Below are 25,461 nucleotides of genomic sequence, written 5' to 3'. Positions count from 1 at the left end.
CCGCCCCCTGTCGGCATGCACCACCCAGCACCACCTGCACACACCTGAACAGCACCCGAGAAAGGGACCGCACGTGAAGAACAACACCATGCGCCTGTGGAAGCGCGCCGGCGCCGTCGCCGCTGCCGGCGCACTGCTCGTCGGCGCGCTCTCCGGCTGCGCCGCCGGCGCGTCGGGCAGCGACAGCACCGACATCGAGGCCGCCCTCGACACCGAGACCACCCTCACCTGGTGGACCTGGGGCGACCAGCCGAAGGACTGGGCCGCCGCCTTCATGAAGGAGCACCCGAAGATCACGATCGACGTCGTCAAGGTCGACAACCCCGACGCCGCAGTGACGAAGCTGCAGAACGCCGTCAAGGCGGGCTCGGGCGCCCCGGACATCCTCGGTGTCGAGTACCAGACGCTTCCCCAGCTGACGCTCGGCAAGGCGCTCGCCGACCTGACGCCGTATGGACTCGCCGACAACGAGGGCGAGTTCACGGCATCGACGTGGAACGCGGTCAACGTGCAGGGCCAGCTCGTCGGCCTGCCGCTCGACTCGGGCCCCATGGTCATGATCTACAACACCGACCTCTACGAGAAGGCCGGCGTCACCGAGGCGCCGAAGACCTGGGATGAGTTCGCGGCCGCCTCGTCGAAGATCCACGCGTACGACCCCGAGGCCTACATCGCCAACGCGGGCGACGCAGGCTTCTTCACCAGCATGATCTGGTCGTTCGGCGGCCAGCCCTTCACGACCGACGGCGAGAACGTGACGATCGACCTGCAGGACGAGGGCTCGACGCAGTTCGCCGACTTCTGGGGCGGCATGCTGCAGAAGGGCGAACTGTCGCAGGTGGCGACCTGGTCGGACGAGTGGAACCGAGCCCTCGCGGCCGGCAAGCTCGGCACGCTCATGATGGGCGCGTGGGAGATCGGCGGCCCGACCGACGCCGGCGACACCTGGCAGGTTGCCCCGATGCCCTCGCTCGACGGCCAGCCCGCCTCGGCTGAGAACGGCGGCAGCGCACTCGCCGTCACCGAGCAGTCGAAGCACAAGGCGGCCGCCGCCGGCGTGCTGCAGTGGCTCGCATCTGGCGAGGGCCGCGACCTCGTGAACCAGTCGGGCTTCCCGTCGACCGTCGCGACCATGCAGGACCCCGAGTGGCTCGGGCGCACGTGGCCCGAGATCTACGGCGACCAGACGGCCAACGAGGTCGGTGCTGCCGCCTCGGAGTCGGTAATCCCCGGCTGGCAGTACCTGCCGTACCAGGGCTACGCGAACAACGTGTTCGGCGACTCGGTCGGCAAGGCCCTCTCGTCGGAGGGCGACCTGAACGCCGCCCTGCTCGAGTGGCAGGAAACCCTCATCGAGTACGGCGACTCGCAGGGCTTCACCGTCAACCAGTAATCGCATGAACGCCGCGGGGGATCTGCTCGCGCAGGTCCCCCGCGGCATGCCTCCCCCAGTTCGAGCGAAACGTCTCGAGCCGGCTGAACCCCCGAGAGAGCCAGATGCCTTCCTTCACGATCGGCGAGACCGACTTCCTGCTCGACGGAGCACCGTTCCAGGTGATCTCCGGCGCGATGCACTACTTCCGCGTGCACCCCGACCAGTGGGCCGATCGCATCGAGAAGGCCCGCATGATGGGCCTCAACACCATCGAGACGTACGTGCCGTGGAACGAGCACTCCCCTGAGCGCGGCGCCTTCCGCACTGAGGGCGGCCTCGACCTGGCCCGCTTCCTCGACCTCGTGCACGAGGCCGGCCTGTTCGCCATCGTGCGCCCCGGCCCCTACATCTGCGCCGAATGGCACGACGGCGGCCTGCCCGGATGGCTCACGGGCGACGCCCGGCTTCGACTGCGCTCGAGCGACCCCGCCTATCTCGCGGCCGTGACCGAGTACCTCGACGCGGTGTACGACATCGTGGCGCCGCGCCAGGTGCATGAGGGCGGACCCGTCGTGCTCGTGCAGATCGAGAACGAGTACGGCGCCTACGGCGACGATGCCGACTACCTCCGCGCGCTCGTAGCGCACACCCGCGGGGCCGGCATCGGAGTGCCGCTCACCACGGTCGACCAGCCGCTCGACGGCATGCTCGAGCGCGGCAGCCTCGACGAGCTGCACCGCACCGGCTCGTTCGGCTCGCGGGCCGCCGAGCGCCTCGAGACGCTCCGCCGTCACCAGCCGACCGGCCCGCTCATGTGCTCCGAGTTCTGGTGCGGCTGGTTCGACAGCTGGGGCGGTCCGCATCACACGACCCCCGCTGCCGAGTCGGCCGCCGAGCTCGAGACGCTGCTCGCCGCGGGCGCCTCGGTGAACGTCTACATGTTCCACGGCGGCACGAACTTCGGCTTCACCTCGGGCGCGAACGACAAGGGCATCTACCGCCCGATCGCGACGAGCTACGACTACGACGCCCCGCTCGCCGAGGACGGCACGCCCACCGAGAAGTACTGGCGCTTCCGCGAGGTGATCGCGCAGTACGCCCCGGTGCCCGACGAGCGCCCGGCCGAGCGCGGCGCCGCGCCCGCCTTCGAGGTCGCCCTCGATCGCGGCACCACGGTGCACGATGCGGCCCTGGTGCGCGAGACCGGCTTCGATGCGCTGCCGGATGCCTCGGAATTCGGGGCACCGCGCGGCTTCTCGCACTACGCCACCTCGATCGATCACGGCGGCCTGCTCGCCTTCGACGAGGTCCGCGACCGCGCCCACGTGTTCCTCGACGGCATGCGACTCGGCACGATCGACCGCGAGCACGGCGAGCGGGTCATCGCCGTGCCCGGCCCCGGGCGGCTGACCGTGCTCGTCGAGCACCTCGGCGGCGTCAACTACGGCCCGCGCCTCGGCGAGCCGAAGGGCCTCATCGGCCCGGCCACCCTCGACGGCCGCCCAGTCGAGGACTGGAGCGCGGGCCCGCTCGACCTCGACGTCGAGGCCGTGCGCGCCGCCCTCGACCGCACCGGAGCCCCGATCTCCCCCTCCGATCCGATCGTCGGGCCGGCCTTCGCGTCGGGCACGTTCCACCTCGACGAGCCGCACGACCTCCACCTCGACACGAGCGAGTGGGGCGCCGGCACGGTGTGGGTGAACGGCTTCAACCTCGGTCGGCACTGGAGTCGCGGACCCCAGCGCACGCTGTACATCCCCGCGCCCGCACTGCGAACCGGCGCCAACGAGCTCATCGTGCTGGAGCTGTCGGGTCTCGTCTCGGCGACCGCCCGGTTCGCCGGGGCGCCCGAACTCGGGCCGACCGAGCTCTGATGCCGGCTCGCGCGTTCGGCGCGCCGGCGACCGCGCCGTCAGCGGGTCGGCGCGGGCCCGGTGCTGTCGCGCACGACGAGCCTCGTGGGGATGAGGATCTTCTGGCGTTCGACCGGCTCGCCGTCGATGAGGGCGAGCAGCTGCGCGGTCGCCTTGCGGCCGACCTCGTCGAAGTTCTGGTGCACCGTCGTCAGCGCCGGCCAGAACGCGAGCGACTCGTCGCTGTCGTCGAAGCCGACGACGCTGAGGTCTTCGGGCACGCGCAGGCCCCGCTCGTGGGCGGCGTGCAGCACGCCGAGGGCCATCTGGTCGTTGGCGACGAAGATCGCCGTGGGCCGGTGCTCGGGGTCGAGGATGCGCCGCCCGAGTTCGAGGCCCGACGCGGCCGTCCAGTCGCCGATGTGCGCCTCGGGCACCGGCAGGCCGGCCCGCTCGAGCGAACGACGGTAGGTCTCGGCGCGACGCCGCGCCGAGAACGACTTCGCGGGCCCCGCGACGTGCACGATGTCGCGGTGACCGAGCCCCAGCAGGTGGTCGAGCGCGAGCCTCGTGCCCTGCTCCTGGTCGGTGTCGACGATCGTGTAGGGCAGGTCGGCGTCGCTGTCGACGATGACCACGGGCAGCCCGGCTGTGATCGTCAGCTCGTCGAGCGAACCGACCTCGGCCGACATGACGAGGATGATGCCGTCGACGGCCTGCTCCTCGAGCCGGCCGAACGCGCCGGCGACGTCGCCCTGGGTCGGATCGGCGATCGAGAGCAGGGTGGTCGTGTAGCCGGCCGCCTCGGATGCCTCGGTGACGGCGTCGAGGGTGCGCTCGTTGCCGAGGGTCGTGAGGCTGAAGGTGACGAACCCGATGCTGCGGAAGCGCCCCGACTTGAGGTTGCGTGCCGCACTGTTGGGCCGATAGCCGAGCTCTCGCATCGAGGCGAGCACGCGCTCGCGCGTCGACGGGCGCACGTTGTTCTGCCCGTTCGCGACGCGCGACACGGTCTGCGCCGACACGCCGGCGTGCGCCGCGACGTCGTTGATCGAGGCTCGGACGGGAGAATTCGGACCTGGCTTCATGGCAACGTAAACACTATCGACAACGGCCCTTCGAAAGGAACCCTCCGATGACCGACCTGCCCGATCTCGGCGTCGTGCTCCGTTCGGGCGGCGTCGCACTCGTGCTCCACGTGCACGACGGCGCGCTGCCCTCCGTCGTGCACTGGGGCGCCGATCTCGGCGACCTCTCCCCCGCCGCGTTCCGCACGCTCGCCGCGGCGGGCGTCGCCCCGGCCGCCGCGAGCGAGATCGACGAGCCCGTACGGCTGTCGCTCCTGCCCGAGCACAGCCGCGGCTGGCTGGGCCGCCCCGGCGTCAGCGGCTCGCGCGACGGTGCGGCATGGTCGCCGCGGTTCACGGTGCACGCGGTCTCGGCCGACGGCGCCGACCTCCTCCACGCCGCCGCGGGCGAGCAGCGCGACGCCGGGCACGCGGCGGCCGTGCCCGCTCCGGCCGCGGATCCACGGGGCGGTGCGCCCGACGAACCCGCCGTGGTGACGCTCGGTGCGGGCCGCGTGGTGTTCGAGGCGTCCGACCGCGTGACGGGGCTCGGGCTCGAGCTCACGGTCGAGCTGAGCCCATCGGGCGTCGTGCGTGTGCGCGCCGAGATCGAGAACCTCGCTGCGACGGTGTACCAGCTCGACGAGCTGCTCATCTGCCTGCCCGTGCCGCTCGCCGCGGCCGAGTCGCTCGATTTCGCGGGCCGCTGGGGTCGCGAGCGCGCGGCCCAGCGGCATCCGATCGTCGTGGGCCAGCACCGTCGAGAGGGCCGGCACGGCCGCACCGGCCTCGACTCGGCGACCCTGCTCGTCGCGGGCGAGCCGGGCTTCGGCTTCGCGGGCGGCGAGGTGTGGGGCGTGCACACCGCGTGGTCGGGCAACCACGTGCACCAGCTCGAGCGCGACCTGGGCGGCCGCCAGCTGCTCGGCGGCGGCGAACTGCTGATGCCGGGCGAGGTCGTGCTCGGCCCCGGCGAGCGCTACGCGAGCCCGTGGGTCTACGGCGTGCACGGCGACGGGCTCGACGACGCCGCCCGCCGCTTGCACCGCATGCTGCGCGACCGGCCGCAGCATCCCCGGTCCCCCCGGCCCGTGACGCTCAACACGTGGGAGGCGGTCTACTTCGACCACGACCTCGACGTGCTCAGCGAACTCGCCGAGCGGGCCGCCGCGATCGGCGTCGAGCGCTTCGTGCTCGACGACGGCTGGTTCGGCGGTCGCCGCAACGACCGGGCGGGGCTCGGCGACTGGACCGTCTCGCGCGACGTCTGGCCCGACGGGCTCCACCCGCTCGTCGACCGCGTGCGCGGGCTCGGCATGCAGTTCGGGCTCTGGGTCGAACCCGAGATGGTCAACCCCGACTCCGACCTCGCACGGCGGCATCCCGAGTGGATCATGTCGGCCCGCGACGGCTGGCCCGTCGAGTCGCGCCACCAGCAGGTGCTCGACCTCGCCGACCCCGACTGCTACGCGCACATCCGCGACGCGCTCGTCGCGCTGCTCGACGAGTACGACATCGCGTACCTCAAGTGGGACCACAACCGCGACCTCGTCGACGCCGGATCGGGCCCGGGGCGCCGCCCGGGCGTGCACCGGCAGACCGCCGCGTTCTACAAGCTCGTCGACGAGCTGAAGACGCGGTACCCGCACCTCGAGATCGAGGCCTGCTCGTCGGGCGGAGGGCGGGTCGACCTCGGCGCGCTCGAGCTCACCGACCGGGTCTGGGTCTCCGACAACAACGACCCGCTCGACCGTGGCGACATCAACCGCTGGACGAGCCAGCTCGTGCCGCCCGAGCTCATGGGCACCCACATCGCCTCGGCGCGGTCGCACACGACCCGGCGCACGCACGCCCTCGCGTACCGGGCGATCACGGCCTTCTTCGGCCACCTCGGCATCGAGACCGACCTGCGGCGGCTCGACGACGACGAACTCGCCGAGCTCGCCGACTGGGTCGCGCTGCACCGCCGCCACCGCGGCCTGCTGCACGACGGCGACCTCGTGCGACTCGACCACCCCGACACCTCCTTCGCGCTCGACGGGGTCGTCGCGCACGACCGTTCGCGGGCGCTCTACGCGTACTCGTCGCGCGCCCGGTCGCCGCTCTCGGGGGCCGGACGCGTGCGACTTCCCGGCCTCGACCCGCGACGCGACTACCGCGTGGAACCCGTGCGCCTCGGCGCCCAGCCCGAGGTCGGCGACCGCCCCGCCTGGTGGGACGCGGCACCGCTCGTGCTCGGCGGCGCGGCCCTCGGCTCGGCCGGCCTCGTGATGCCGGCGCTGCATCCCGAGCACGCCGTGCTGCTCGAGGTCACGGCGGTCGACGAGCCGAAGCCCGGCGGCGGTCGTGCTGCAGGCAGCCCGGAGGACGCGTGAGCCCCATCGTGCTCGCCGCGGTACTCGGCGCCGCGGTGCTCCACGGCACGTGGAACGCGATCGCGAAGGCCATCCCCGCGCGGCTGGTCGCGTCGGCGCTCATCGGGTTCGTCTACCTCGTCGCCGGCGCGATCGGATGCCTCGTGCTGCCGCCGATCGCCCCGGCGAGCGTGCCCTACCTGATCGCGTCGGCGATCGCGCAGACCGTCTACCTCGTGCTGCTGACCGCCGCGTACGCCCGCAGCGAGTTCGGCCGGGCGTATCCCCTCACCCGCGGGCTCTCGGTGCTCGGCATCACGCTCGCGTCGACGACCCTGCTCGGCGAACGGCTCACCCCCGTGCAGCTGCTCGGCATCGCGGTCGTCGCCGTCTCGCTGCTCGCCGTGTCGTGGACCCGCGGCGGTGCGACCGCCGATCGGCTCGGCACGCTGCTCATCATCGCGGTCGGCGCGACCGTGACCGTGTACTCGGTGCTCGACGGCATCGGCGTGCGCGCCTCCGGACAGCCGCTCGGTTACGCGGCCTGGCTGTTCCTGCTGCAGGGCGCGGCCATCCCGTTCGTGTGCCTCGCCCTCTCACGCGACCGCCGGGCGTTCGTGCGGGGACTGCGCAGGCACGCCCCGCTCGGGGCGGCCGGCGGGGCGATCTCGCTCGCGGCGTACACGATCGTGGTGTGGGCCCAGTCGGTCGCCCCGCTCGCGGTCGTCTCAGCGCTTCGCGAGACGGGCGTGATCGCCGCGAGCGCGATCGGGTACCTCGTGTTCCGCGAACGGCTCCGGCCGTGGCGTCTCGTCGCGAGCCTGTGCGCCGTCGCCGGCATCGTCGCGATCCGCGCGGGCGGCTGAGGGCGGGCTTCACACGGTCGGCGGCCGCAGCAGCTCGACCATCCGCTCCACGTACCGTTCGACGTTGCTGCGCTCCTTCTTGTCGGGCATCCAGAACATCGCCTTCGCGATGTCGTCGACGAGCGACGCCGGGTCCGCATCGTGCTCGTCCAGGAACGTCGCGACGGTGTGCCGCCCGTCGTCGAGGAGCGTCCGCGCCGCCCGCAGGTGCGCCCGCCGCTCGCGTTCCGCGTCGCGTCCGTCGCGCTTGTCCGGAACGACGTTGCATTCGGTGTTGAGCGCGGCGTTCAGGATGCGAGCCGCATCGGCGAGCCGATCGACCTGCTCGGCGCTCAGGCTCGACCGCTGCACCACCCGGTTGCGGGTGCCGAGGCCGGTGAGGCGTTCGGGCGAGTTCACTCCCGCCGAGACGAGCTGCGATCGCGCCGTGCGGAATCGTTCGATCTGCCACGCGTCGTCCATGCCGTCGAGCACCGCGTCGCGCATCATGGCGCGATGCCGCTGGCTGGTCCGCCTCGGGTCGGCGTTCGGACGGAGCTCGGGGTCTTCGACTGCGAGCCCCCGGTACTCGTCGTCCCAGCAGACCTCGCCGAGCCGCTTCACGAGGGCCGTGAACGCCGCCTCGTCCCGCGACCGCTCCGCGGCGATGCACCGGCTCTCGTAGCAGGCGACCGAGTACTTCACCTCGGCCTCCTTCGACTTCATCGCCCTGCGCTTCCACTCCTCGGCGATCTTCAGCTGCGGCTCCCACCGTGCGACGTCCGCCCCGCCGCCCGCGTGCTTCTGGAGGTCGGCGGTCAGCAGCAGCAGTCCCAGCGCGGCACGCTGCTCCATGCGTTCGAGCGAGGTGCGCTGGGCTGCATACCGTCCCTTCGGCGCCGGCCGCCGCCGCACCGTCGTCGAGCTCGCCGCAGCCGGCTCGGTCGAGGTGATCCGGCGCTTCGTCGTCGTCGCGAGTCGGCGAATGACGTTCCGCTCGGCCTCCGCCTCCCGCTTCAGCCCGTCGAGCTCGGCCACGAGGTCGCCGACGACGTTCGTCGCGCGCTCGAGCTCGCGCACCTTGTCGCGCTCGAGGTCCTTGTCTCCCGACACGAGCCAGTTGCGCATCGTCATCAGGTAATAGCTCTGCAGCCGGAGCATGAGCATCTTGGGCTCCTCGTACGATCGGCGCCTGCGGTGGAGCATCTCGTCGAATCTCGTACGACCGGCGACCGTACCGGCAGCGACCGGGGTCTCCACCACCCCGTCGTCGGCCGCCGATCGGCGCCGGCGTGACGAAAGGGCCAGCGCGCCGCGCTCGGCGACCGACGACGGAGCGCTCGCAGCGCTTGCCACCGGTGCCTCGTCGCGGTGGTCGTGCCAGCGTTGGAACCGCGCGTCCTGGAGCGCCTCGATGCGGCGGCCGGCCTGTTCGGCGGCGACCTCGATCATGGGCTCGAGCCGCCGGATCAGCTCACGGAGCCGCCGGGGGTCGGTGGCCCCCTGGTACCGCCAGTAGAGGTCTTCGTACTCGACCAGGATGCTGCGCGGGTCGACCTCCTTCGCCTTGGCGAGGTATCGCTCGCGCAACGCGTCGTCGGTCGTGCCGCGTGCGACGCCGATGAGCCCGAGGCCGAGCCACTCGCGGGTGTTGTAGAAGCCGACGATGTCGGGGTACTCCTGGGCGACCTTCACGGCGGCGAACGCCGCCGCGAGGGTGAGCAGTTCGCCCGGGTGGTCGCCGTCGACGGGAGGAGCCGGCAACCGGAGAGAGGCGTCTTCGACGACGCGGCCGTTGCGGCGCAGCCGCGCGACGCCCGACGTCGCATCGAACACGGTGACCTCGAGGCGCCACGGTGTGAGGTTGAGCAGCATCGACATCGCTCCGGCGGCGAGCGCGACCGCCCAGTTGTCGGTGCGATCGGCGATCGCGACGAGCTCGTTGAGATCGGACCCGTCGGGCCGCTCGACACGGCCGTCGGGGTTGTCGGCGTTGAGCTCGCGCATGCGCACGGTGACCTCGGTCGCCCACGCGTCGTTCGTGGCACCGCCGGTTCCGGTCACCCCGATCCTGAGCCAGGGCGTCGTCGCCATGCCGAATGCGAGCACGACGACGCCGGCGGCGGCGACGAGGCCGACGGCGATCCAGGTGGCGGTGAGCCACGGCCCGATCGCGCTCGTCATCGCCCCGGTCGTGACGAACGCGACGGCCGCGACGGCGGTGACGAGTCCGCCGATCACCTTCGCCACCGTGCTCGACCGCCGGGTGACCGGATGCCTCGTCCAGAGCCGCATCTTCGAGAGCAATCGTGCGAGCACGACGGTGACGAGCCACGCTCCGACCCAGACGATGCCGAAGTCGATGAGCGACCCGATGAATCCCGAGCGGAACAGTCCCCAGTCGGAGCCGGCCGACGGCTCTGCCGCGAGCGATGCCATGGCTGCGAGGTGGCCGTGCATGGGTCCTCCCGGGGTTCGCCCGCGACGCGGCGGGGTTCGGACACCCGGAATGATAGAAGCTCAGCTTTCGCCGCGTCCTCCGGGCTGCCACCGAATCCCGCTGCACCGAACGGCGGATGCCTCGGAGCGACGCGGCTCCGAGGCATCCGGTTCGTCGTGGAATCGCTCAGATCGAGTCGAGCGCCTCGCACACGTCGAGCAGCAGGGTGCTCTGCAGCGCGTTCCACTCGGGGGTGTCGGGGTCGGGCCACGTCGAGAACTTGACGACGACCGAGTCGGTCGCGGGGTCGAGCCAGAGGTTCTGGCCGTGGATGCCGATGCCGCTCACGTTGCCGCGCGCGTTGCCCATGCACCACCACTGCGCGGTGTACGACCCGTCGGGGAACGCCCCCGTGAATCCCTCGTACGTCATCGCGTCGCGGTCGCCGCCGTCGAGGATGCCGCGGGCCCAGGCCTCCGAGACGATGCGGCCGCCCGGGGCGACGCCGCCGTCGAGCACGGCCCGGCCGACGCGGGCGAGGTCGCGGGCGGTGCACGAGATGCCGCCGTTCGCGAACCCGAATCCGGCGCTGTCGACGGTGATCACGGCGTCGTGGTCGGCGCCGAGCTTCGACCAGACGAGCTCCGAGACGACCTCGTGGTAGCGCGAGCCGGTGACCCGTTCGACGATCCAGGCGAGCACGTCGGTGTTGGCCGAGCAGTACTGGAACTCGCCGACCGCGCCGCTGCCGCGGAGGGTCGTGAGGAAGGCGTAGGTGTCGACCGGGTCGCCCTCGCGTCGGCGTCGCCACCCCGCGGAGCGGTCGTGGGTCTGCACCTCGGCCGCCGGGTCGACGTAGTTCTCGTCGTAGTCGATCGCGACCTGCATGTCGAGCACGTGCCGCACGGTCGGCCCGTCGTACACCGAGCCGGCGAGCTCGGGCACGTACTCGACGACGGGGCGCGCCGGGTCGATGTGTCCGGCGTCGACGAGCGCGCCGACGGTCAGGCCGCAGATCGACTTCGACACGCTCATGAGCAGGTGCCGCTGGTCGGGCGCGAAGCCCGGCTTGGAGTACTCGGCGACGACCTCGGCGCCGCGCAGCACGAGGAATGCGTCGGTGAACGTCGCCTCGAGGCGCTGCTCGAGCCCGGGCAGCGCCGTCGCGAACGCGTCGAGCCGCACGGTCGCGACCTCGGCCGCCGCGGCGCGCACGGCGGGCGACGTGCGCGAGATCGTCGCGGTGGGCACGAGTTCGCCGAGGTCGCCGAACGCCCAGCGGTTGCCCGGCGCCTCCTGCCAGGTGTCGAGGTCGGGCACGCCGGCGGGCGCGCCCGGGTAGCGCGGCGGGTGCGGGCCGGTCGCGGCTGGGTCGTGCGGGTCGATCGTGCGTGCGGCGTCGCTCATCTCCCCCATCATGCCGCCGCCTCGGACTGCACGGCCGACGCGGCGGGCACCGCAGCGGTCGTCGGCGACCCCTCGAACCGGCCCAAGCGGGTCTTCGACAGGCCGAGGTAGACGAGCGCCGAGACGATCATGCCGACGGGCACCGACAGGTCGACCCAGCCCATCGCCTCCGAGACGGGGCCGGTCCACACGTCGGTCGAGAGGCATACCGCGGTCGCAACGCCGCCCACGACGACGGCCGTCATGCCGGGGATGCTCCAGCCCGCCGTGTACCAGTACTTGCCGCCGCGCTCCTCGTCGAAGAGGTCGATCGCGTCGTAGCGGTTGCGGCGCAGGATGATGTCGGTCGCGAAGATCGCCATGGCGGGGCCCGAGACGATGACGAGGAACTGCAGCATGAGGTTGACCGCGTCGAGCAGGCTCGTCGACATCACGAGGTAGAGCGTGAGAGCGGTGCCGATGATGCCGACGACGATGGCCGACGGGATGCGGCGGATCGGCACGCCGACCGACTGCAGGGCCATGCTCGAGGTGTAGGTGGTCATGCCGTTCAGGGCGATCGTGTTCACGATGACCGCGAGCACGAGCAGCGGCCCGAGCCACGTCGGCAGGACGCCGAGGATGGCCCCTTCGATGCCCGCGTCGACGGCGGCGGGCTCGAGCCCCGTCACGATGAGCGCGCCGACGACGGTGAAGAAGATGCCGGGCAGCGCCCCGCCGAGGGCCGTCGCCGCGATGATGTGCGAGGCCTTGGTCTCGCGCGGCAGGTATCGGGCGATGTCGGGGCTGTTGATGTACGAGAGCGGCGTCGACGCGAGGATCGTGAACCCGATCGTGATCGCCGACCAGAGCGGCACCCCCGAGAGCGCCTCGGGCGCCCGGTAGCCCCAGTCGACCGTCGGCAGCGCGAACGCCGTGACGGCGAGGAAGACCACGAACAGGCCGATCGAGATCGCGGTGTAGCTCGTGATGATGAGCGCGTGGCCGTAGACCGCGACGAGCACCGTGATCGCCGAGACGACGAGCGTCACGATGACCGGCCCGAGCACGGGATCGGTGAAGCCCCACTGCGCGAGCAGGTCGGCGCCCATGAACGACGAGGCGAGCCAGTTGAGGGCGAGGAACACGGCCGAGATGAGCCAGCCCGTGAACGCGATGATGACCTTGTTGCCGATGATGCCGTAGAGGGCGCGGCTGATGACGGAGCCCGACGTGCCGGCGGCGGGGCCGGAGATCGCGATGAGCCCCGGGAACGCCCAGAGCAGGTTCGCGGCGACGATCACGGCGACCGCCTGCCAGATCTCGAGGCCGAGCAGGATCATCGTGGCGCCGATGGTGAAGTTCAGGATGCTGACGTTCGGCGCCGCCCACACGCCGAAGAGGTCGCGGGCGCGGCCGTGCCGTTCGGAGGGGCTGACGACCTCGATGCCGCGCGTCTCGGGTTGGCTGGGGGCGTCGATGTAGTCCTGCGACGCTGCGGGAGTCTGGGATGACACGGGGATCCTCTCGGCGGGGGCCTGGGTGGCGTCGTCAGGGCCCTGCCGGTGGCGACGCTGCTATTGATCAAACGACCAATGGGCTATTGGTCGCTTATCCAATAACATGTTTCGCATGATGTCAAGTGCACCGGCGACGCGCGTCCGCAAGCAGCCCGCCGAGCGCCGCGCCGAGATCGTCGCCGCCGCGGCCGCGATCGCCCTCGACGACGGGCTCGAGGGCATCACGCTGCGCGCCGTCGCCGAACGACTGGGGGTGCGGCCGGGCCTCATCAGCCACTACTTCCCCGTCGCGGAGGACCTCGTGATCGCCGCGTTCGTGCACGCCGTGAGCGACGAGCGCGAGACGCTCGTGCCCGAGGGCGGCGAGCCGCTCGAACGCATGGCCCGGCTCGTCTCGCGCGTCGAGAGCCCCGAGGCGCGCCCGATCTCGCGGCTGTGGCTCAACGCCCGCCACCTCAGCCGGTTCAGCCCGGCGCTCGACGCCGCGCTCGAGGAGCAGGAGTCGCTCGACCGCGCCCGGCTCACCGGCCTCGTCGACGAGGGCGTCGCGGCGGGCGTGTTCGCACCCGACGACGCGTTCGACGCGTGCGTGCGCATCTTCATCGCGATCGACGGGTTCGGCGCCTACGCCAACAACACGGGCACCTTCGCCTCCGACGCGTACTGGCGGTTCGTCACCGACGCGACCGAGTGGGCGCTCGGCCTCGAGCCGGGCCGCCTCCGCGCCGAGGTCGCTGCGCTCGCCTCAGAGTCGGAGGTCACCACGACTTCGGACGTATGAGCCCGAACCGCTCCGATTCGGTGTCGATCGCCGAAGTCGTGGCGACACTCAGTCGACGTCGAACGCGACCGCCCGCACGGGCGCCCCGTCGAGGTCGACCCGCAACGGGAAGAACCCGACTCGTACCCGCGCCGGCAGCCCCTCGAGCCCCGAGAGGTTCTCGACGATGAGCCGGTCGGCGCCGAGCACGGCGTCGTGCACGGGGAATCCCCCGTCGCCGCCCGTGAGGTCGGGGCTCAGGGTGTCGACGGCGAGCACGTGCATGCCGCGCCGCACGAGCTCGGCGGCGGCCGCGGCCTCGAGGGCGGGATGCTCGAGCGCGGCGTCGGTCTCGAAGTGGCGCGCCCAGCCCGTGTCGACGATCACGATCGGCTCGACGCGCTCGGCGAGCCGCTCGCCGAGCGCGTCCTCGATCTCGGCGAGCCCGTACACGGCGCGGGGCTCGAGCCCTGCGAGGTGCACGACGAGCGCCTCCCCCACGAGCTCGTCGAGCCCGATGCGACCGGTCGTGCGCCCGCCGGGCACCGTGTGCGACGGCGCGTCGAGGTGCGTGCCCGTGTGCGAGCCGAGGTGCAGCAGCGCGACGTCGACCCCGTCGGTCGCGACCTCGAGGGCCGGACCGATCGTCACCTCGGGGTCGCCGGGGTAGACCCGCATCCCGCCCGAGACGCTCCTGCTGAGCTCACGCATGGGCGGCGGCATCCTCGTCGCTCGTCGTGGCCTCGGCGAGGTGCACGCTCGGTTCGCGCACGGTGCGCGCCCGCTCGGGCAGCATCGCGAGCAGGTACAGCACGAACGTGATGACGAACGCGGGGATCGTCGCGCCGACCGGGCTCGGCCAGACGAACACCATGAGGTACGACGCGAACGCGCCGATCGCCCACGCACCGACCGCGAACCAGTTGACGCCCGCGAGGTACCAGTACCGGCCGCCGCGGTGCTCGAGCAGGTCGCGCGAGTACGACGACCGCTTGATGAGGTAGTAGTCGACGATCATGATCGCGAACACCGGCACGAAGAAGGCGCCGATGATCGTCAGGAAGGTCGTGAACTGGTCGAGGAGGGCCAGCCAGGTCGAGCCGATGATCGAGATCACGCCGACGACGAGCGCGGTCGGCAGGAACCGCAGCTTGGCCCGCCCGGCGCTCGCGTTCACGATCGACGTGGTCATGCCGTAGACGACCATCGAGTTCGTCGCCATGACCGACACGAAGATCACGATCGCGATCGGCGCGCCGAACGCCGCGACGAGCACGCCCGGGTCGAACGGCGCGGCCTCGCCGCCCGAGAGGATGACGTAGCCGATCGCGGTCGCGCCGAGCGTCATCGCGATGACCGTCGAGAGCGTGTAGCCGATGCCCGAGCCGAGGATGCCCGCGCGGCTCGACACCGCGAGGCGGTTGAAGTCGGCCGAGAGCACCGTCCACGAGATCGCCGTCGCGATGACGATGTCGAGCACGATCGCGGGCGTGTACCCGATCGACAGGTCGACGGGGATCGCCTGGTACGCGCTCGGCGCGAAGCTCGAGAACGCGATGACGAAGATCCACGCGATGATCGCGAGCATGAGCACCGCGAGCCACGGCTCGACACGGGCGATGCCCTCGTGGCCGAAGATCGCGAGGACGACGACGATCGTCTGGCACAGCACCGAGAACAGGATCGGGCTCGAGAACCCGGTGAGGCTCTCGACCAGGTAGTTCACGGTGACGCCGGCGAGCATCGCCTGCACCCAGCTCCAGCCCATCAGGATGATGACGTTCGCCGCCATCGGCAGGTAGCCGCCGCGGGTGCCGAACGCGCCGCGGGTGAGCGCCATCGTCGGCAGGCCGGTGCGGGTGCCGATGTTGCCGACGAGCGTGAGCACGACGGCGCCGCCGAGCGTGCCGACGACGATCATCGTGATCGCGACGCCGAAGTCGACGGCGGGGATGAACAGGGTGCCGGTGAGCAGGGTGGTGACGACGAGGTTCGCCGCCAGCCAGATCATGCCGATGCGCGGCGTCGACAACGTGCCGCGGACCGGCCCGGAGTTGTCGGCCTGCTCGGCGAGCCTGCGGTCGAGACGGGTGTAGAGCGACATTGCTGCTTCTCCTCGGGGGTGGAGGTCGGGGTGGGGCCGTCAGTCGGTGGATGCCTCGGCGCCGGCGCCGGGCATGGGCGAGAGGTGCTCGTGCACGGCGAGGAGGCGTTCGCCGTCGTCGCCGTCGACGCGGAAGACGATGGTCTCCCGCTCGCGGTACGCGTCTTCGCCGTCGCCGGTGTCGACGCGGGTGGCGACGTCGTGCGAGAACACGGCGCCGCCGGGGTAGGCCTGCACGAGCCGGTTCGTCGACTCGCACGAGAGCACGCGCCAGCCGCCGGCGGTCCACTCGGCCCAGAGCGCCTCGTAGGCGGCGCGGTCGTCGAGTCGTGCGTGCTCGGTGTGGAACAGGAAGCTCGCGTCGGGCGCGAACCCCGCGAAGTAGCGGGGGCCGTCGGTCGCGGCGAACGCGTCGACGATCGCGTCGGCGGCGGCGAGCACCTCGTCGGTCGTCGGTTCGCGGGTGGTCATGTCGATCTCCTTCGATCGGTGGGGCAGGTTGGGTCGGGTCAGGGGCGGGGCGCCATCGCGCTGATGAGCTCGTAGGCGACGTGGGATGCCGCGACCGCCGTGAGCTGCGCGTGGTCGTAGGCCGGGGCGACCTCGACGACGTCGGCGCCGACGATGTGCCGGTCGGCGAGGGCGCGGATGATGCGGAGGAGCTCACGGCTCGTGAGCCCGCCCGCCTCGGGCGTGCCGGTGCCGGGCGCGTGCGCCGGGTCGAGCACGTCGATGTCGATCGAGATGTACAGCGGCTTGTCGCCGATGCGGGCGCGGATGCGCTCGATCGCGGCCTCGACGCCCTGCTCCTCGATGTCTTCGCTCGTGACGATCGCGAAGCCGAGGCGCGCGTCGTCGGTCAGGTCCTCGACGCCGTAGAGCGGGCCGCGCGTGCCGACGTGCATGCTCGCGGTGAGGTCGATGAGCCCCTCCTCCGACGCGCGGCGGAACGGCGTGCCGTGCGTGATCGGAGCACCGAAGTAGGTGTCCCACGTGTCGAGGTGGGCGTCGAAGTGCAGCACCGCGACGGGGCCGTGCTTCGCCGTGACGGCGCGCAGCAGCGGCAGCGCGATCGTGTGGTCGCCGCCGATCACGACGAGCCGGTCGGCCTGCTCGGCGAGCGATCGGGCGCCCGCCTCGACGTCGGCGACCGCCTCGTCGATGTTGAACGGGTTGACCGCGATGTCGCCGGCGTCGGCGACCTGCTGCACGGCGAACGGCAGCACGCCCTGCGCGGGGTTGAACGGGCGCAGCAGGCGCGACGCCTCGCGCACGTGCGACGGGCCGAACCTGGCGCCGGGGCGGTAGCTCACCCCGCTGTCGAAGGGCACGCCCACGACGGCGATGTCGGCGTGCGAGACCTCGTCGAGGCGGGGAAGGCGGGCGAACGTCGCGATGCCCGCGAAGCGCGGGACGCGGCTGGCGTCGACGGGGCCGATGGGTTCGGGCGAAGCATCCGGTTGCATATTGCGAAACCTCCGATGTACTGGAGTAAACTTCGGGGCAATGGTACGACCGGCCCGCTACGGTGTCAACAGCCCGCCGTCGACCCGAAGGAGCCCGCATGCAACGACCGGTGCCGCCGTCGCCGAGCGACTCCCCCATGGCGATCGGCCCCCGGCTGCGCAACGCCCGCACCGCGCAGGGGCTGACGCTCGCCCAGGTCGCCGAGGCGGCCGGACTCACGAAGGGGTTCCTCAGCCGGCTCGAACGCGATGAGACCTCGCCGAGCGTCGCGACGCTCGTGCAGCTCTGCCAGGTGCTCTCGATCTCGGTCGGGTCGCTGTTCGCCGAGCCCGAGATCCAGGTCGTGCCGCTCGCGGCCGCGCCCCGCATCAACCTCGGCGGCACGGGCGTCGAAGAGCACCTCGTGTCGGCGCGCAGCGAGTCCCGCGTGCAGGTGATCCGGTCGGCCATGGAGCCGGGGGCGTCGGGCGGTGCCGAGCTCTACACGATCTCGAGCGACGTCGAGGTGCTGCACGTGCTCTCGGGCGCGGTGAGCGTGCGCTTCGTCGATCGCGAGGTGCCGCTCGTCGCGGGCGACTCGATGACCTTCCCCGGCCGCGAACCGCACAACTGGCGGGCCGACGACGAGCTCGGCGCCGAGGTCGTCTGGGTCATCGTGCCCGCGTCGTGGAGCGGGTCGAGCTGATCCTCAGTGGGTTGAGGAGGCGCGCCAGCGCCGTCTCGAAACCAGACAGTCGTCCATCGTGGATTTCGAGAGGTCGCTGCGCTCCCCCTCAATCCGCCTCAGCCGCCTTCGACGGCCCGGCACACGGCGCCGAACAGGTCGGCGTGCTCGCGGTTCCACGCCTCGGTGACGGGCTCGGCGATCGACGAGAGCTTCACGACGACCGGTTGACGGCACCGCACGGGCTCGCTACGTTCCGATCAGACGGGGAAGTGAGAGCCGATGCGAAGAAGGCTGCTCCACATCATCTCGGGTGTGGTCGGGCTGACCGTCGGTCTCGGTACTGTGGCCGCAGCCGGCGTCGACGCCGCCGCACCGGGTGTCAATGGCTACGATCTCGCGCTCCTTCGAACGAACGAAGTCGAGAAGTCGCAAGCCTCTCTGCTGCCCGAGTCGCTCGATCTGGCGAATCTGGCAGACGGCGAGCTCGATGCCGCGACGCTTCGACTCGTTGCATCGACCGACGAGGATGAATTCTTCGTCGCACTCAACGCTGCCCGGGAGTTGTGCTTCATTCTCGTAGCCGGCGGTGACGACTGGGCCGCGGCCTCCGCGTGCAGCAGCCCAGACGATTTCAACAACCACGGCATCGGGCTTCGACTGCAGTCCCGGTCGACGATCCTCGAAGGCTACCTGGTGTCCGACCGCGCGGCTGCGTCAGTCGCCAAGAGGGACATCGACGGGCTCAGCCGTGCGGTCGGCGCGACGAATGCGCTCATCTTCGATGCCGAGATCCCCGAAGAACAACGTGCCGAGATCCGCGACGCCCTACTGGCGGAGAAGATCGGCCTCGTCCCGGGAGAACCGAAATGACCGAAGCTCCCGCGATCGTCCCCGGCGATCGGCGCGATCGGGCCGACTCACGGTCTGACTAGGCCTCGCCGCCCGCCTCGAGCTCGCGCTTGCGCTGCTCGAGCTCGGCCCGCTTCTGGTAGAACTCGATCTCGCGGTCGAGGTCGGCGATCTGCTCCTCGGTCGAGCGGGTGTCGACCGGCACGGGCGGCGCGTACGACTGCTCGGGGGCCCGGCCGGCCGGAGTGAAGCCGCCGAGGCCCGCACTGCGCGGTGCGTACTCACGACCGAGCACGAACCACAGGATGGTGCCGATGAGCGGCAGGAACACGACGAGCAGGATCCAGCCGAACTTCGGCAGGTGCTTGATCTGCGACTCGTCGCGCATGATGAGGTCGACGAGCGCGTACACCATCGCCGCGAGGGTGATGAGCGAGAAGATCAGCGGCATGGGCGCAAGCCTAGGGCGACGGCGCCCGCGAGGTCGAGCCCGGCGCGACGGCCGCGTTCACGGCGCCTCGCGGAGGTGCACGCGTTCGCCCTGCGCGCTCAGCAGGTTGAGGATCTCGGCGGGTTCGAGCGACGCGCTCGCCGTGCCGTGGGGCGTTCGCGTGTCGAACTCGGCGGCCTCGCCCGGCTCGAGCACGAGCTCCTCGTCGCCGAGGGCGAGCCGCACCCGGCCGCTGAGCACGTAGATCCAGTCGTAGCCGTCGTGCACCCGCTGTTCGACCCGCGCTTCGGGCGGGTGCCCCGGCAGCACCATCTTGTAGGCGTGCAGCCCGGGGTTGCTGCGGGTGAGCGGAATGATGGCCGTGCCCGCGCGGTAGAAGGGCTTCGGGTGCACCCTCGGGTCGGCGATCTGCGGCGCGCCGACGAGATCGTCGAGGGTCGCACGGTACACCCCGGCGAGGCGGATCAGGAGGTCGAGCGTGGGGCGACGCCCGCCCGACTCGAGGCGCGACAGCGTGCTCGTCGAGATGCCGGTCTCGGCGGAGAGCTCGGCGAGGGTGAGACCGCGGCGGGTGCGGAGCGCTCGCAGCCGAGCGGCGACGCCGTCGAGCATCAGGTCGATGGGCGGTCCTGCGAGATCGTCGGGCATGCGCTTCCCTTGCTGTTTCGGCAAATCGGATTGCCATCTCATCCTTCCATCCTCGACGATCGGAGCATGCAGCAGGACTCGTGGGACGTCATCATCATCGGCGGCGGCAGCGCCGGACTCAGCGCCGCCCTCATGCTCGGCCGTTCGCGCCGATCGGTGCTCGTACTCGACGAGGGCGCCCCCCGCAACCGGTTCGCCGGGCACATGCACGGCGTGCTCGGCCGGGATCACACGTCGCCGATCGACCTGCTCACAGAGGGCCGCGCCGAGCTCGGCCGGTACGAGGGCGTGACGATCCGCACCGGTGTCGCGACCCGCGCACGCGTCGCGGGCTCGCACCCCGGCGAACCCGCGCGGCCGGAAATGGATGACGGCACGGGCTTCGTCCTCGAGCTCGCCGACGGTGCGGCCGTGCGCGGCCGGCGGCTGCTCGTGGCGACCGGCCTGCGCGACGTGCTGCCACCCGTGCCCGGTCTCGCCGAGCAGTGGGGTCGCGGCGCGTTCCTCTGCCCGTACTGCGACGGCTGGGAGGTGCGCGATCGTCGTATCGCCGTGATCGCGACGTCGGCCGCGCAGGTGCACCAGGCGCAGCTCATGCGCCAGCTGTCGGCCGAGGTCATCGTCTTCGCCGCCGACGCGGGCCTGCCTGCGGAGGCGCGCGAAGGACTCGTCGCGCGCGGCGTGACCGTCGAGGATCGCCGCGTCGCCGAGATCGTCGCCGACGAACCGGGCTCGCTCCGGGGCGTCCGCCTCGTCGACGGCACCGAGATCGCGGTCGATGCGATCTTCGTCGGCCCGGCTCCCGAGCCGAACGACCCGGTGCTGCGTCAGCTGGGCGCCGAGCGTGCGCCGCACCCCATGGGCGGCGAGTTCGCCGTGGTCGATGCGATGGGTCGCACGAGCGTGCCGGGCGTGTGGGCGGCGGGCAACGTCACCGATCCCCGTTCGTCGGTGCCGTTCGCGATGGCCGCGGGCAGCATGGCCGGCGCCGCGATCAATGCCGACCTCGTCGACGAGGAGGTGCGGGCCGCCGTCGCCGGTCGCTGACGCGCCGCCGCCCCGCGACCGACTCGTCGCGACATCCACGGCCGCCGTTCACCTTCGAACGCCTAGGCTGAGGTGATGCTGGTCATCAGCTACAACCTGCGCAAGCACCGCGCCATCTCCGAGCTCGCGGCGCTCGATGAGCGCTACTCGCCCGAGGTGCTGTGCCTGCAGGAGGTCGACACCTCGAACCTCGCCGAGCGGGTCGGCCGGCTGCGCCTCGCGCACTCGACGACGGGCAACCGGCTCGGTCTCGCGATGTACTACCGCGACGATCGGTTCCAGCCCCGCGACATCCGTGCCTTCGCGCTCAAGAAGTCGCTGCACGACCGTATCCTGCGACCCGCGCACGAACGCCTGCTCGGTGCCCGGCTGACCGATCTCGAGCACGGCCGCGACCTCGTCGTCGCGTCGTTCCACGCGGCGCCGCTCACGGCGCTCAACTCGTTGCGGCGCCACCAGATCCACTCGGCGCTCGGCTCGCTGCAGCTCATGGGCCCGCACCTGCCGACACTCATGGTCGGCGATTACAACTACCCCGTCTTCAAAGACAACCTCGCCGAGAAGGTGCGCGACGCGGGCTACGAGCTGACGCTCAGCGACAGCCGCACCTACACGCGCTACAAGTACTTCCGCGGGCACTTCGACTTCGCGACGTCGGCCGACTTCGAGATCCGCCGCGTCGAGACGCTGCCGCGCGGGTCGAGCGACCATCTGCCGATCCTCGTCGACGCGCAGTACGTCGGCCTGCACGCCGACGACGAGATCGACGTCGTCATCTGAGGTCGGCGGCAGCCGCGGCAGCCGTCGCAGTCACTGCAATCGCTGTCGCATCCGCCTCACGCGGCGATCGCGAGGCCCGCGCAGGTGAGCCCGAGGAACAGGTCGAGCCCCATGCACCAGAGCGCGAGCGAGCGGCCGACCACGACGTTGCGCCGATAGTGCACGAGGTCCCACCCGGCGTGCGCGGCGAGCGCGAGCCCCGCGACGGCGAGTCCGATGCGCGGGTCGAGCGCGAGCGCGACGACCGCGACCCCGAAGTACGCGGCCATGGCGATCGCCTGCGGCGTCGTCATGCGCGGGCGGCGGACGAACCCGATGACGGCGAGCACGGCGCCGGCGAGCGCGAGCGCGATCCAGCGCGGCACGTCGAGCAGCTCTGCGCCGAAGACGAGCACCGTGCCGAGCCCGACGACGAGCCAGGCGACCCATCGCAGCCCGGTCACGGCGGCGGCCAGGTAGCAGAGCGTCGCGATGCCGAGGGCCGTCATCGGCACGGCCGTGCCGAGCGCCTCGGGGTAGCCGCTGAAGAGCAGGCCGACGCCGCTCGCGACGCCGACGGCGACCACGACGACGATGAGCCAGACGGGCTGCCGCTGCGTCGCGGACGGGCCGCGGTCGACCGCGGCCGCCGTTGATTCGAGCCGATTCATCGGGATGTCCTCCTCGCTGATGTTTGCCGGGTATCTATACCCCCTGTGGGTATAACACACCTCCGCGCGGGCCGCCACCCCTCGTGGGACGACCGGGCCGCCTCCCCCGCACCCCCTCGATGTGGGGCCGCGCCCGTTGCCCGCGCTCCCTACACTGGCGCGCATGACCGACTCGACGACGACCGAGCGGCCCTACGGGGTCGCACTCCGCACCATCTGGCTGGTCGTCGCGATCGTGGCCGGCCCGACCATGGTCGTCGCGGTCATCGCCGACGGCTGGGGCAGCTTCAGCCCCGAGAACGCGAACCCGTGGGCCGCTCCGCTCATGGTGATCTGCGGCATCGCGAGCATCGTGTGCGGGTTCGCCGCCTTCGCGTTCGCGGCTCCCTGGTGGTCGGCGCTGCTCGTCGCGAGCCCGGGCCTCACGTGGCTCGCGATGAGCATGACGCAGGACGCCCTCTGGTCGTACGCCATGCTGCTCAGCCCGCTCGCCGCGCTCGGCGGCGCCATCAGCGGGTACCTCATCGCCGGATCGCGGGCCGAGCAGGACCGGGCCGAGGAGTGACCCGGCGAGCCGAGGGGCTCGTGGGGTTCGCACGTGCGGGAGCGCCGAGAGCCGAGCGAGCCCACGCGTCGACGGGCTCAACGAATGGCACAGCGGCGGTTCAGGCCGCCCCGGTCGCCGCGATCGCATCCGCGATCCGGGCGAGCACGCCCGGCCAGCCGCGGCCCATGCCCTGCAACGCCTGGCGCCCGAGCGGCGTGTCCTGGTCGAGTCCGTCGTGCACGAGGAACAGCCGCGTGCCAGTGCCCTCGGGCTCGAGCCGCCATGTGAGCGTCGAGTCGAGCACGCCCTCGGCGAAGGTGTAGCGCAGCAGCCGGCCCTCGGCGACCTCGACCACCTCGCACTGCTGCTCACCCCAGCCGCCCATGTCGATCGTGAACCGGTGCCCGACGACGGGTCGAAGCGAATCGGCGACGCCCCACCACTTGGCGACGGTCGCGGGCGTCGTGATCGCCCGCCAGACGACGTCGGCCGGGTAGGGCAGGAACTCGTCGCACTCGATCGCGGCGTTCTGGGTCATCGGTTCTCCTCATCGAGCACGTCGCGCAAGGAGCGCAGCCGTGCCCGCCAGTATCGTTCGAAGGGTGCCAGCCAGTCGGCCGCTTCGGCCAGCGGCGAGGCATCCAGGTGGTAGTAGCGGTGCCGGCCCACCTGCTCGGCGGTGACGAGCCCGATGCCGCGGAGCACCTGCAGGTGCTCCGACACCGCGGGCCGCCCGATCGCGAACCGCTCGGCGAGCTCGCCCGCCGACTTCGGACCGGTCGCGAGCTCGGTCAGGATGTCACGGCGGACCGGATTCGCCAGTCCGCTGAACACGTCGTGGGCCATGCCGACGACAATATGTCGGAGTTCTCCGACATGTCAACTTTCTCCGACGCGTTCTCGGTTCAGCGACCGATCAGGGCGTTGAGCCAGCCGGGCCCCGCGACGAGCACGACGGGGTCGAGCCGGGCGCGCAGCCCGCGATCCGCGGTCACCACCACGGGCCTCGCGGATGCCTCGACGCCGGCGCCGTTCGCGATCTCGACGATCGTGGAGTCGCCGTCGGCCGGTGCCGACACGACCTCGATGCCGTCGGGCACCGCCGCCGAGCGGGCGGCACCCTCGACGACGGCGACGATCGACGCGATGCGCAGCGGCTCGCCGTCGGGCCCCGCGGTCTCGCTGCCGACGAGTGCCGGCAGGGCGGCGAGCAGTCGCGTCGCGGCGCCGGCGCGATCGCGCCACCAGCCGTCGGGCGTCGAGCCCATCACGTTCGCGACGTCGACGATGAGCCGTACTCCTGCCGTCATGCGGACATTCTGCACCTCGCCCCCCACGAAGATGGAAGGCATGCAGATCATCGTCATCGGCGCCGGCGCCTGGGGACTTCCGACGGCGGCCGAGCTCGCCGGGCGCGGCCACCGCGTCACCCTCGTCGACCGCTACGGACCGGCCAACGCCCTCTCGTCGTCGCATGGACCGACCCGCATCTGGCGGCTCGCCGACCCCGACCCGGCGAAGATCGCGATGACCCGGCAGAGCCTCGAGGCGATGGAGCGGCTCTCGTCGATCGCGGGCGAACCGGTGTTCCTGCGCCGCGGACTCGTCTGGCGCGACGACCGGGCCGCGCTCGACCGGTTCGAGTGGGCGCTCGCGATGGAGGGCATCCCCCACCTGCGGCTCGACGCCGACCGCGTCGGCACCCGGTTCGCGGGCCTCGTGCCCGACGGGCGCGGCGCGATCTACACGTCGGAGGCGGGGCCCGTGCTCGCCGAGGTCTCGCTGCGGGCGCAGCTGCGGCGCTTCGAGCAGGCCGGCGGCGAGCTGCGAATCGCCCACGTCGTCGACCTCGAGGCGGATGCCGCGGGCGACGGCCCCCGCCGGGTGCGCCTGTCCGACGGCGAAGTGCTCGAGGCCGACGCCCTCGTGATCGCGGCCGGGCCCGGCGCCGCCGTGCTGCTCGAGCATCTGGGACTCCACGTGCCGCTGCGTCCGCACCTCGAGCAGGTCGTGCACGTCGCCGACCCGGCCCGACCGTTCGACGACCTGCCCGACCTCATCGACATCGCGACCGCCGACCGGCCGACGCTCTACGCGATGGCCACCCCGGGCGTCGGCTACAAGCTCGGGCTCGACGCGCCGCTGCGCGACGTCGTGTGGGGCGTCGACGACGACCGCACGCCCGACCCCGCCCGCACCGACGCACTGCTCGACTACGCGCGCACCGCGCTCGGCATGACCGGCGCCGCGGTCGTCGATGCGAAGGTGTGCAGCTGGACCGACTCCCCCGACGGCCGCTTCGTGATCGGCACGCCGTTGCCGGGCGTCACCGTCGCGTGCGGCGACTCGGGCGAGGGCTTCAAGTTCTCGGCGCTCATGGGGCTCGTGCTCGCCGACCTCGCCGAGGGCGCGACGCCGCCCGTCGACCTCGCGCCGTTCGCGTTCGACCGGTTCGGCACCGACCCCGCCGCCGCTGCTGCGACCGAGGCCGCGCTCGACTCGCCCACCGCGCTCGGCGGCACGCCCGAGGCATCCGTCGGCTGACCGGCCGCACCACCTGCCCGGGCGCCACCGTTACAGGCACTTCCGGCCGGCACGCCGATGACGGCGGACGCCGGCCGGCGTGTCACGCGAAATTGCCTGTAGCGGCG

General features: G+C 71.8%; 25 protein-coding genes. 11 read left to right on the top strand and 14 right to left on the bottom strand.

Features of this window, described 5'->3' with window-relative positions:
* Window positions 1-73: 73 nt before the first annotated feature.
* Both AC3RJ6_RS06310 and AC3RJ6_RS06305 read left to right on the top strand, forming a co-directional pair.
* Window positions 74-1,393, top strand: coding sequence for an ABC transporter substrate-binding protein (locus AC3RJ6_RS06310; protein WP_491426067.1), 1,320 nt, complete (start codon window positions 74-76; stop codon window positions 1,391-1,393).
* Between the two features lie 104 nt (window positions 1,394-1,497).
* A complete protein-coding gene (locus AC3RJ6_RS06305; protein ID WP_491426066.1) occupies window positions 1,498-3,249 on the top strand; it encodes a glycoside hydrolase family 35 protein in 1,752 nt (583 codons plus the stop codon).
* A gap of 38 nt (window positions 3,250-3,287) precedes the next feature.
* On the opposite strand, the gene AC3RJ6_RS06300 is transcribed toward AC3RJ6_RS06305, so the two are convergent.
* A complete protein-coding gene (locus tag AC3RJ6_RS06300; protein WP_491426065.1) occupies window positions 3,288-4,316 on the bottom strand; it encodes a LacI family DNA-binding transcriptional regulator in 1,029 nt (342 codons plus the stop codon).
* A 47-nt stretch (window positions 4,317-4,363) separates the two neighbouring features.
* On the opposite strand from AC3RJ6_RS06300, the gene AC3RJ6_RS06295 reads away from it, so the two are divergent.
* Window positions 4,364-6,670, top strand: a complete 2,307-nt coding sequence (locus AC3RJ6_RS06295) for an alpha-galactosidase (RefSeq protein WP_491426064.1) — start codon at window positions 4,364-4,366, stop codon at window positions 6,668-6,670.
* Entirely contained in the window at window positions 6,667-7,515 is an 849-nt protein-coding gene (locus tag AC3RJ6_RS06290; RefSeq protein ID WP_491426063.1) for an EamA family transporter, read from the top strand. Before AC3RJ6_RS06295 ends, AC3RJ6_RS06290 begins: the two co-directional genes overlap by 4 nt.
* Window positions 7,516-7,524: 9 nt before the next feature.
* On the opposite strand, the gene AC3RJ6_RS06285 is transcribed toward AC3RJ6_RS06290, so the two are convergent.
* From AC3RJ6_RS06285 to AC3RJ6_RS06275, 3 genes are all read right to left on the bottom strand, one after another.
* Entirely contained in the window at window positions 7,525-9,954 is a 2,430-nt protein-coding gene (locus AC3RJ6_RS06285; RefSeq protein WP_491426062.1) for a hypothetical protein, read from the bottom strand.
* Window positions 9,955-10,120: 166 nt separating this feature from the next.
* Window positions 10,121-11,341: a serine hydrolase domain-containing protein gene (locus tag AC3RJ6_RS06280; RefSeq protein WP_491426061.1), complete on the bottom strand. Its 1,221-nt coding sequence runs from the start codon at window positions 11,339-11,341 to the stop codon at window positions 10,121-10,123.
* 8 nt (window positions 11,342-11,349) lie between these two features.
* On the bottom strand, window positions 11,350-12,837 hold the full coding sequence (locus AC3RJ6_RS06275) for a purine-cytosine permease family protein (RefSeq protein WP_491426060.1): 1,488 nt from the start codon (window positions 12,835-12,837) through the stop codon (window positions 11,350-11,352).
* 115 nt (window positions 12,838-12,952) lie between these two features.
* On the opposite strand from AC3RJ6_RS06275, the gene AC3RJ6_RS06270 reads away from it, so the two are divergent.
* Window positions 12,953-13,621, top strand: coding sequence for a TetR family transcriptional regulator (locus AC3RJ6_RS06270; RefSeq protein WP_491426058.1), 669 nt, complete (start codon window positions 12,953-12,955; stop codon window positions 13,619-13,621).
* 48 nt (window positions 13,622-13,669) lie between these two features.
* Here the strand turns inward: AC3RJ6_RS06270 and AC3RJ6_RS06265 are convergent, their stop codons facing one another.
* From AC3RJ6_RS06265 to speB, 4 genes are read right to left on the bottom strand one after another with little or no spacing between them, the layout of a single operon-like run.
* A complete protein-coding gene (locus tag AC3RJ6_RS06265) occupies window positions 13,670-14,311 on the bottom strand; it encodes a cyclase family protein (RefSeq protein WP_491426057.1) in 642 nt (213 codons plus the stop codon).
* Window positions 14,304-15,704, bottom strand: coding sequence for a purine-cytosine permease family protein (locus tag AC3RJ6_RS06260; RefSeq protein ID WP_491426056.1), 1,401 nt, complete (start codon window positions 15,702-15,704; stop codon window positions 14,304-14,306). The genes AC3RJ6_RS06265 and AC3RJ6_RS06260 overlap by 8 nt, the downstream gene beginning before the upstream one ends.
* 39 nt (window positions 15,705-15,743) lie before the next feature.
* Window positions 15,744-16,175 carry a YybH family protein gene (locus tag AC3RJ6_RS06255; RefSeq protein WP_491426054.1) on the bottom strand — a complete coding sequence of 144 codons (432 nt, stop codon included), beginning with the start codon at window positions 16,173-16,175 and terminating at the stop codon, window positions 15,744-15,746.
* Window positions 16,176-16,213: 38 nt separating this feature from the next.
* Window positions 16,214-17,170 carry an agmatinase gene (gene speB, locus AC3RJ6_RS06250; RefSeq protein ID WP_491426053.1) on the bottom strand — a complete coding sequence of 319 codons (957 nt, stop codon included), beginning with the start codon at window positions 17,168-17,170 and terminating at the stop codon, window positions 16,214-16,216.
* A 98-nt stretch (window positions 17,171-17,268) separates the two neighbouring features.
* On the opposite strand from speB, the gene AC3RJ6_RS06245 reads away from it, so the two are divergent.
* Together AC3RJ6_RS06245 and AC3RJ6_RS06240 are read left to right on the top strand one after the other, a co-directional pair.
* Complete coding sequence (locus AC3RJ6_RS06245; RefSeq protein WP_491426052.1) at window positions 17,269-17,856, top strand: helix-turn-helix domain-containing protein; 588 nt, start codon at window positions 17,269-17,271, stop codon at window positions 17,854-17,856.
* 294 nt (window positions 17,857-18,150) lie between these two features.
* Entirely contained in the window at window positions 18,151-18,708 is a 558-nt protein-coding gene (locus AC3RJ6_RS06240; protein ID WP_491426051.1) for a hypothetical protein, read from the top strand.
* A 58-nt stretch (window positions 18,709-18,766) separates the two neighbouring features.
* Here the strand turns inward: AC3RJ6_RS06240 and AC3RJ6_RS06235 are convergent, their stop codons facing one another.
* Both AC3RJ6_RS06235 and AC3RJ6_RS06230 read right to left on the bottom strand, forming a co-directional pair.
* Window positions 18,767-19,138, bottom strand: coding sequence for a PLD nuclease N-terminal domain-containing protein (locus AC3RJ6_RS06235; RefSeq protein ID WP_491426050.1), 372 nt, complete (start codon window positions 19,136-19,138; stop codon window positions 18,767-18,769).
* 57 nt (window positions 19,139-19,195) lie between these two features.
* The gene (locus tag AC3RJ6_RS06230; RefSeq protein WP_491426049.1) at window positions 19,196-19,786 is read right to left on the bottom strand and encodes an XRE family transcriptional regulator; all 591 of its coding nucleotides are present in this window, start codon (window positions 19,784-19,786) and stop codon (window positions 19,196-19,198) included.
* 66 nt (window positions 19,787-19,852) lie between these two features.
* Between AC3RJ6_RS06230 and AC3RJ6_RS06225 the strand changes: the two genes are divergently transcribed.
* Complete coding sequence (locus AC3RJ6_RS06225; protein ID WP_491426048.1) at window positions 19,853-20,833, top strand: NAD(P)/FAD-dependent oxidoreductase; 981 nt, start codon at window positions 19,853-19,855, stop codon at window positions 20,831-20,833.
* 75 nt (window positions 20,834-20,908) lie between these two features.
* Window positions 20,909-21,613 carry an endonuclease/exonuclease/phosphatase family protein gene (locus tag AC3RJ6_RS06220; RefSeq protein ID WP_491426046.1) on the top strand — a complete coding sequence of 235 codons (705 nt, stop codon included), beginning with the start codon at window positions 20,909-20,911 and terminating at the stop codon, window positions 21,611-21,613.
* 56 nt (window positions 21,614-21,669) lie between these two features.
* On the opposite strand, the gene AC3RJ6_RS06215 is transcribed toward AC3RJ6_RS06220, so the two are convergent.
* Window positions 21,670-22,263 (bottom strand): hypothetical protein, encoded by a 594-nt coding sequence (locus tag AC3RJ6_RS06215; RefSeq protein ID WP_491426045.1) that lies wholly within the window; start codon window positions 22,261-22,263, stop codon window positions 21,670-21,672.
* Between the two features lie 163 nt (window positions 22,264-22,426).
* On the opposite strand from AC3RJ6_RS06215, the gene AC3RJ6_RS06210 reads away from it, so the two are divergent.
* The gene (locus tag AC3RJ6_RS06210) at window positions 22,427-22,828 is read left to right on the top strand and encodes a hypothetical protein (RefSeq protein WP_491426044.1); all 402 of its coding nucleotides are present in this window, start codon (window positions 22,427-22,429) and stop codon (window positions 22,826-22,828) included.
* Window positions 22,829-22,928: 100 nt separating this feature from the next.
* Here AC3RJ6_RS06210 and AC3RJ6_RS06205 read toward each other — a convergent pair whose 3' ends face one another.
* From AC3RJ6_RS06205 to AC3RJ6_RS06195, 3 genes are read right to left on the bottom strand one after another with little or no spacing between them, the layout of a single operon-like run.
* Window positions 22,929-23,348 carry an SRPBCC family protein gene (locus tag AC3RJ6_RS06205; protein WP_491426043.1) on the bottom strand — a complete coding sequence of 140 codons (420 nt, stop codon included), beginning with the start codon at window positions 23,346-23,348 and terminating at the stop codon, window positions 22,929-22,931.
* Window positions 23,345-23,656 carry an ArsR/SmtB family transcription factor gene (locus AC3RJ6_RS06200; RefSeq protein ID WP_491426042.1) on the bottom strand — a complete coding sequence of 104 codons (312 nt, stop codon included), beginning with the start codon at window positions 23,654-23,656 and terminating at the stop codon, window positions 23,345-23,347. Before AC3RJ6_RS06200 ends, AC3RJ6_RS06205 begins: the two co-directional genes overlap by 4 nt.
* A gap of 59 nt (window positions 23,657-23,715) precedes the next feature.
* Entirely contained in the window at window positions 23,716-24,120 is a 405-nt protein-coding gene (locus AC3RJ6_RS06195; RefSeq protein ID WP_491426041.1) for a hypothetical protein, read from the bottom strand.
* 40 nt (window positions 24,121-24,160) lie between these two features.
* Here AC3RJ6_RS06195 and AC3RJ6_RS06190 point away from each other — a divergent pair, with 40 nt between their 5' ends.
* Complete coding sequence (locus tag AC3RJ6_RS06190) at window positions 24,161-25,354, top strand: FAD-dependent oxidoreductase (protein WP_491426040.1); 1,194 nt, start codon at window positions 24,161-24,163, stop codon at window positions 25,352-25,354.
* Window positions 25,355-25,461: the final 107 nt, after the last annotated feature.

The sequence above is a fragment of the Agromyces cucurbitae genome, assembly GCF_058349945.1.
The sequence above is the reverse complement of the archived record's forward strand: the minus strand, read 5'-3'. Positions and strand labels throughout refer to the sequence as shown.

Excerpts from the sequence above, each read along its gene's own strand:
- AC3RJ6_RS06265 (WP_491426057.1), bottom strand. The coding sequence starts at position 14,311 with ATGCGTGAGCTCAGCAGGAGCGTCTCGGGCGGGATGCGGGTCTACCCC.
- AC3RJ6_RS06235 (WP_491426050.1), bottom strand. The coding sequence starts at position 19,138 with ATGCCGCTGATCTTCTCGCTCATCACCCTCGCGGCGATGGTGTACGCG.
- AC3RJ6_RS06280 (WP_491426061.1), bottom strand. The coding sequence starts at position 11,341 with ATGAGCGACGCCGCACGCACGATCGACCCGCACGACCCAGCCGCGACC.
- AC3RJ6_RS06270 (WP_491426058.1), top strand. The coding sequence starts at position 12,953 with ATGATGTCAAGTGCACCGGCGACGCGCGTCCGCAAGCAGCCCGCCGAG.
- AC3RJ6_RS06255 (WP_491426054.1), bottom strand. The coding sequence starts at position 16,175 with ATGACCACCCGCGAACCGACGACCGACGAGGTGCTCGCCGCCGCCGAC.
- AC3RJ6_RS06200 (WP_491426042.1), bottom strand. The coding sequence starts at position 23,656 with ATGGCCCACGACGTGTTCAGCGGACTGGCGAATCCGGTCCGCCGTGAC.
- AC3RJ6_RS06305 (WP_491426066.1), top strand. The coding sequence starts at position 1,498 with ATGCCTTCCTTCACGATCGGCGAGACCGACTTCCTGCTCGACGGAGCA.
- AC3RJ6_RS06205 (WP_491426043.1), bottom strand. The coding sequence starts at position 23,348 with ATGACCCAGAACGCCGCGATCGAGTGCGACGAGTTCCTGCCCTACCCG.
- AC3RJ6_RS06245 (WP_491426052.1), top strand. The coding sequence starts at position 17,269 with ATGCAACGACCGGTGCCGCCGTCGCCGAGCGACTCCCCCATGGCGATC.
- AC3RJ6_RS06190 (WP_491426040.1), top strand. The coding sequence starts at position 24,161 with ATGCAGATCATCGTCATCGGCGCCGGCGCCTGGGGACTTCCGACGGCG.
- AC3RJ6_RS06285 (WP_491426062.1), bottom strand. The coding sequence starts at position 9,954 with ATGCACGGCCACCTCGCAGCCATGGCATCGCTCGCGGCAGAGCCGTCG.
- AC3RJ6_RS06195 (WP_491426041.1), bottom strand. The coding sequence starts at position 24,120 with ATGACGGCAGGAGTACGGCTCATCGTCGACGTCGCGAACGTGATGGGC.
- AC3RJ6_RS06220 (WP_491426046.1), top strand. The coding sequence starts at position 20,909 with ATGCTGGTCATCAGCTACAACCTGCGCAAGCACCGCGCCATCTCCGAG.
- AC3RJ6_RS06210 (WP_491426044.1), top strand. The coding sequence starts at position 22,427 with ATGACCGACTCGACGACGACCGAGCGGCCCTACGGGGTCGCACTCCGC.
- AC3RJ6_RS06215 (WP_491426045.1), bottom strand. The coding sequence starts at position 22,263 with ATGAATCGGCTCGAATCAACGGCGGCCGCGGTCGACCGCGGCCCGTCC.
- AC3RJ6_RS06260 (WP_491426056.1), bottom strand. The coding sequence starts at position 15,704 with ATGTCGCTCTACACCCGTCTCGACCGCAGGCTCGCCGAGCAGGCCGAC.
- AC3RJ6_RS06295 (WP_491426064.1), top strand. The coding sequence starts at position 4,364 with ATGACCGACCTGCCCGATCTCGGCGTCGTGCTCCGTTCGGGCGGCGTC.
- AC3RJ6_RS06230 (WP_491426049.1), bottom strand. The coding sequence starts at position 19,786 with ATGCCCGACGATCTCGCAGGACCGCCCATCGACCTGATGCTCGACGGC.
- AC3RJ6_RS06225 (WP_491426048.1), top strand. The coding sequence starts at position 19,853 with ATGCAGCAGGACTCGTGGGACGTCATCATCATCGGCGGCGGCAGCGCC.
- speB (WP_491426053.1), bottom strand. The coding sequence starts at position 17,170 with ATGCAACCGGATGCTTCGCCCGAACCCATCGGCCCCGTCGACGCCAGC.
- AC3RJ6_RS06300 (WP_491426065.1), bottom strand. The coding sequence starts at position 4,316 with ATGAAGCCAGGTCCGAATTCTCCCGTCCGAGCCTCGATCAACGACGTC.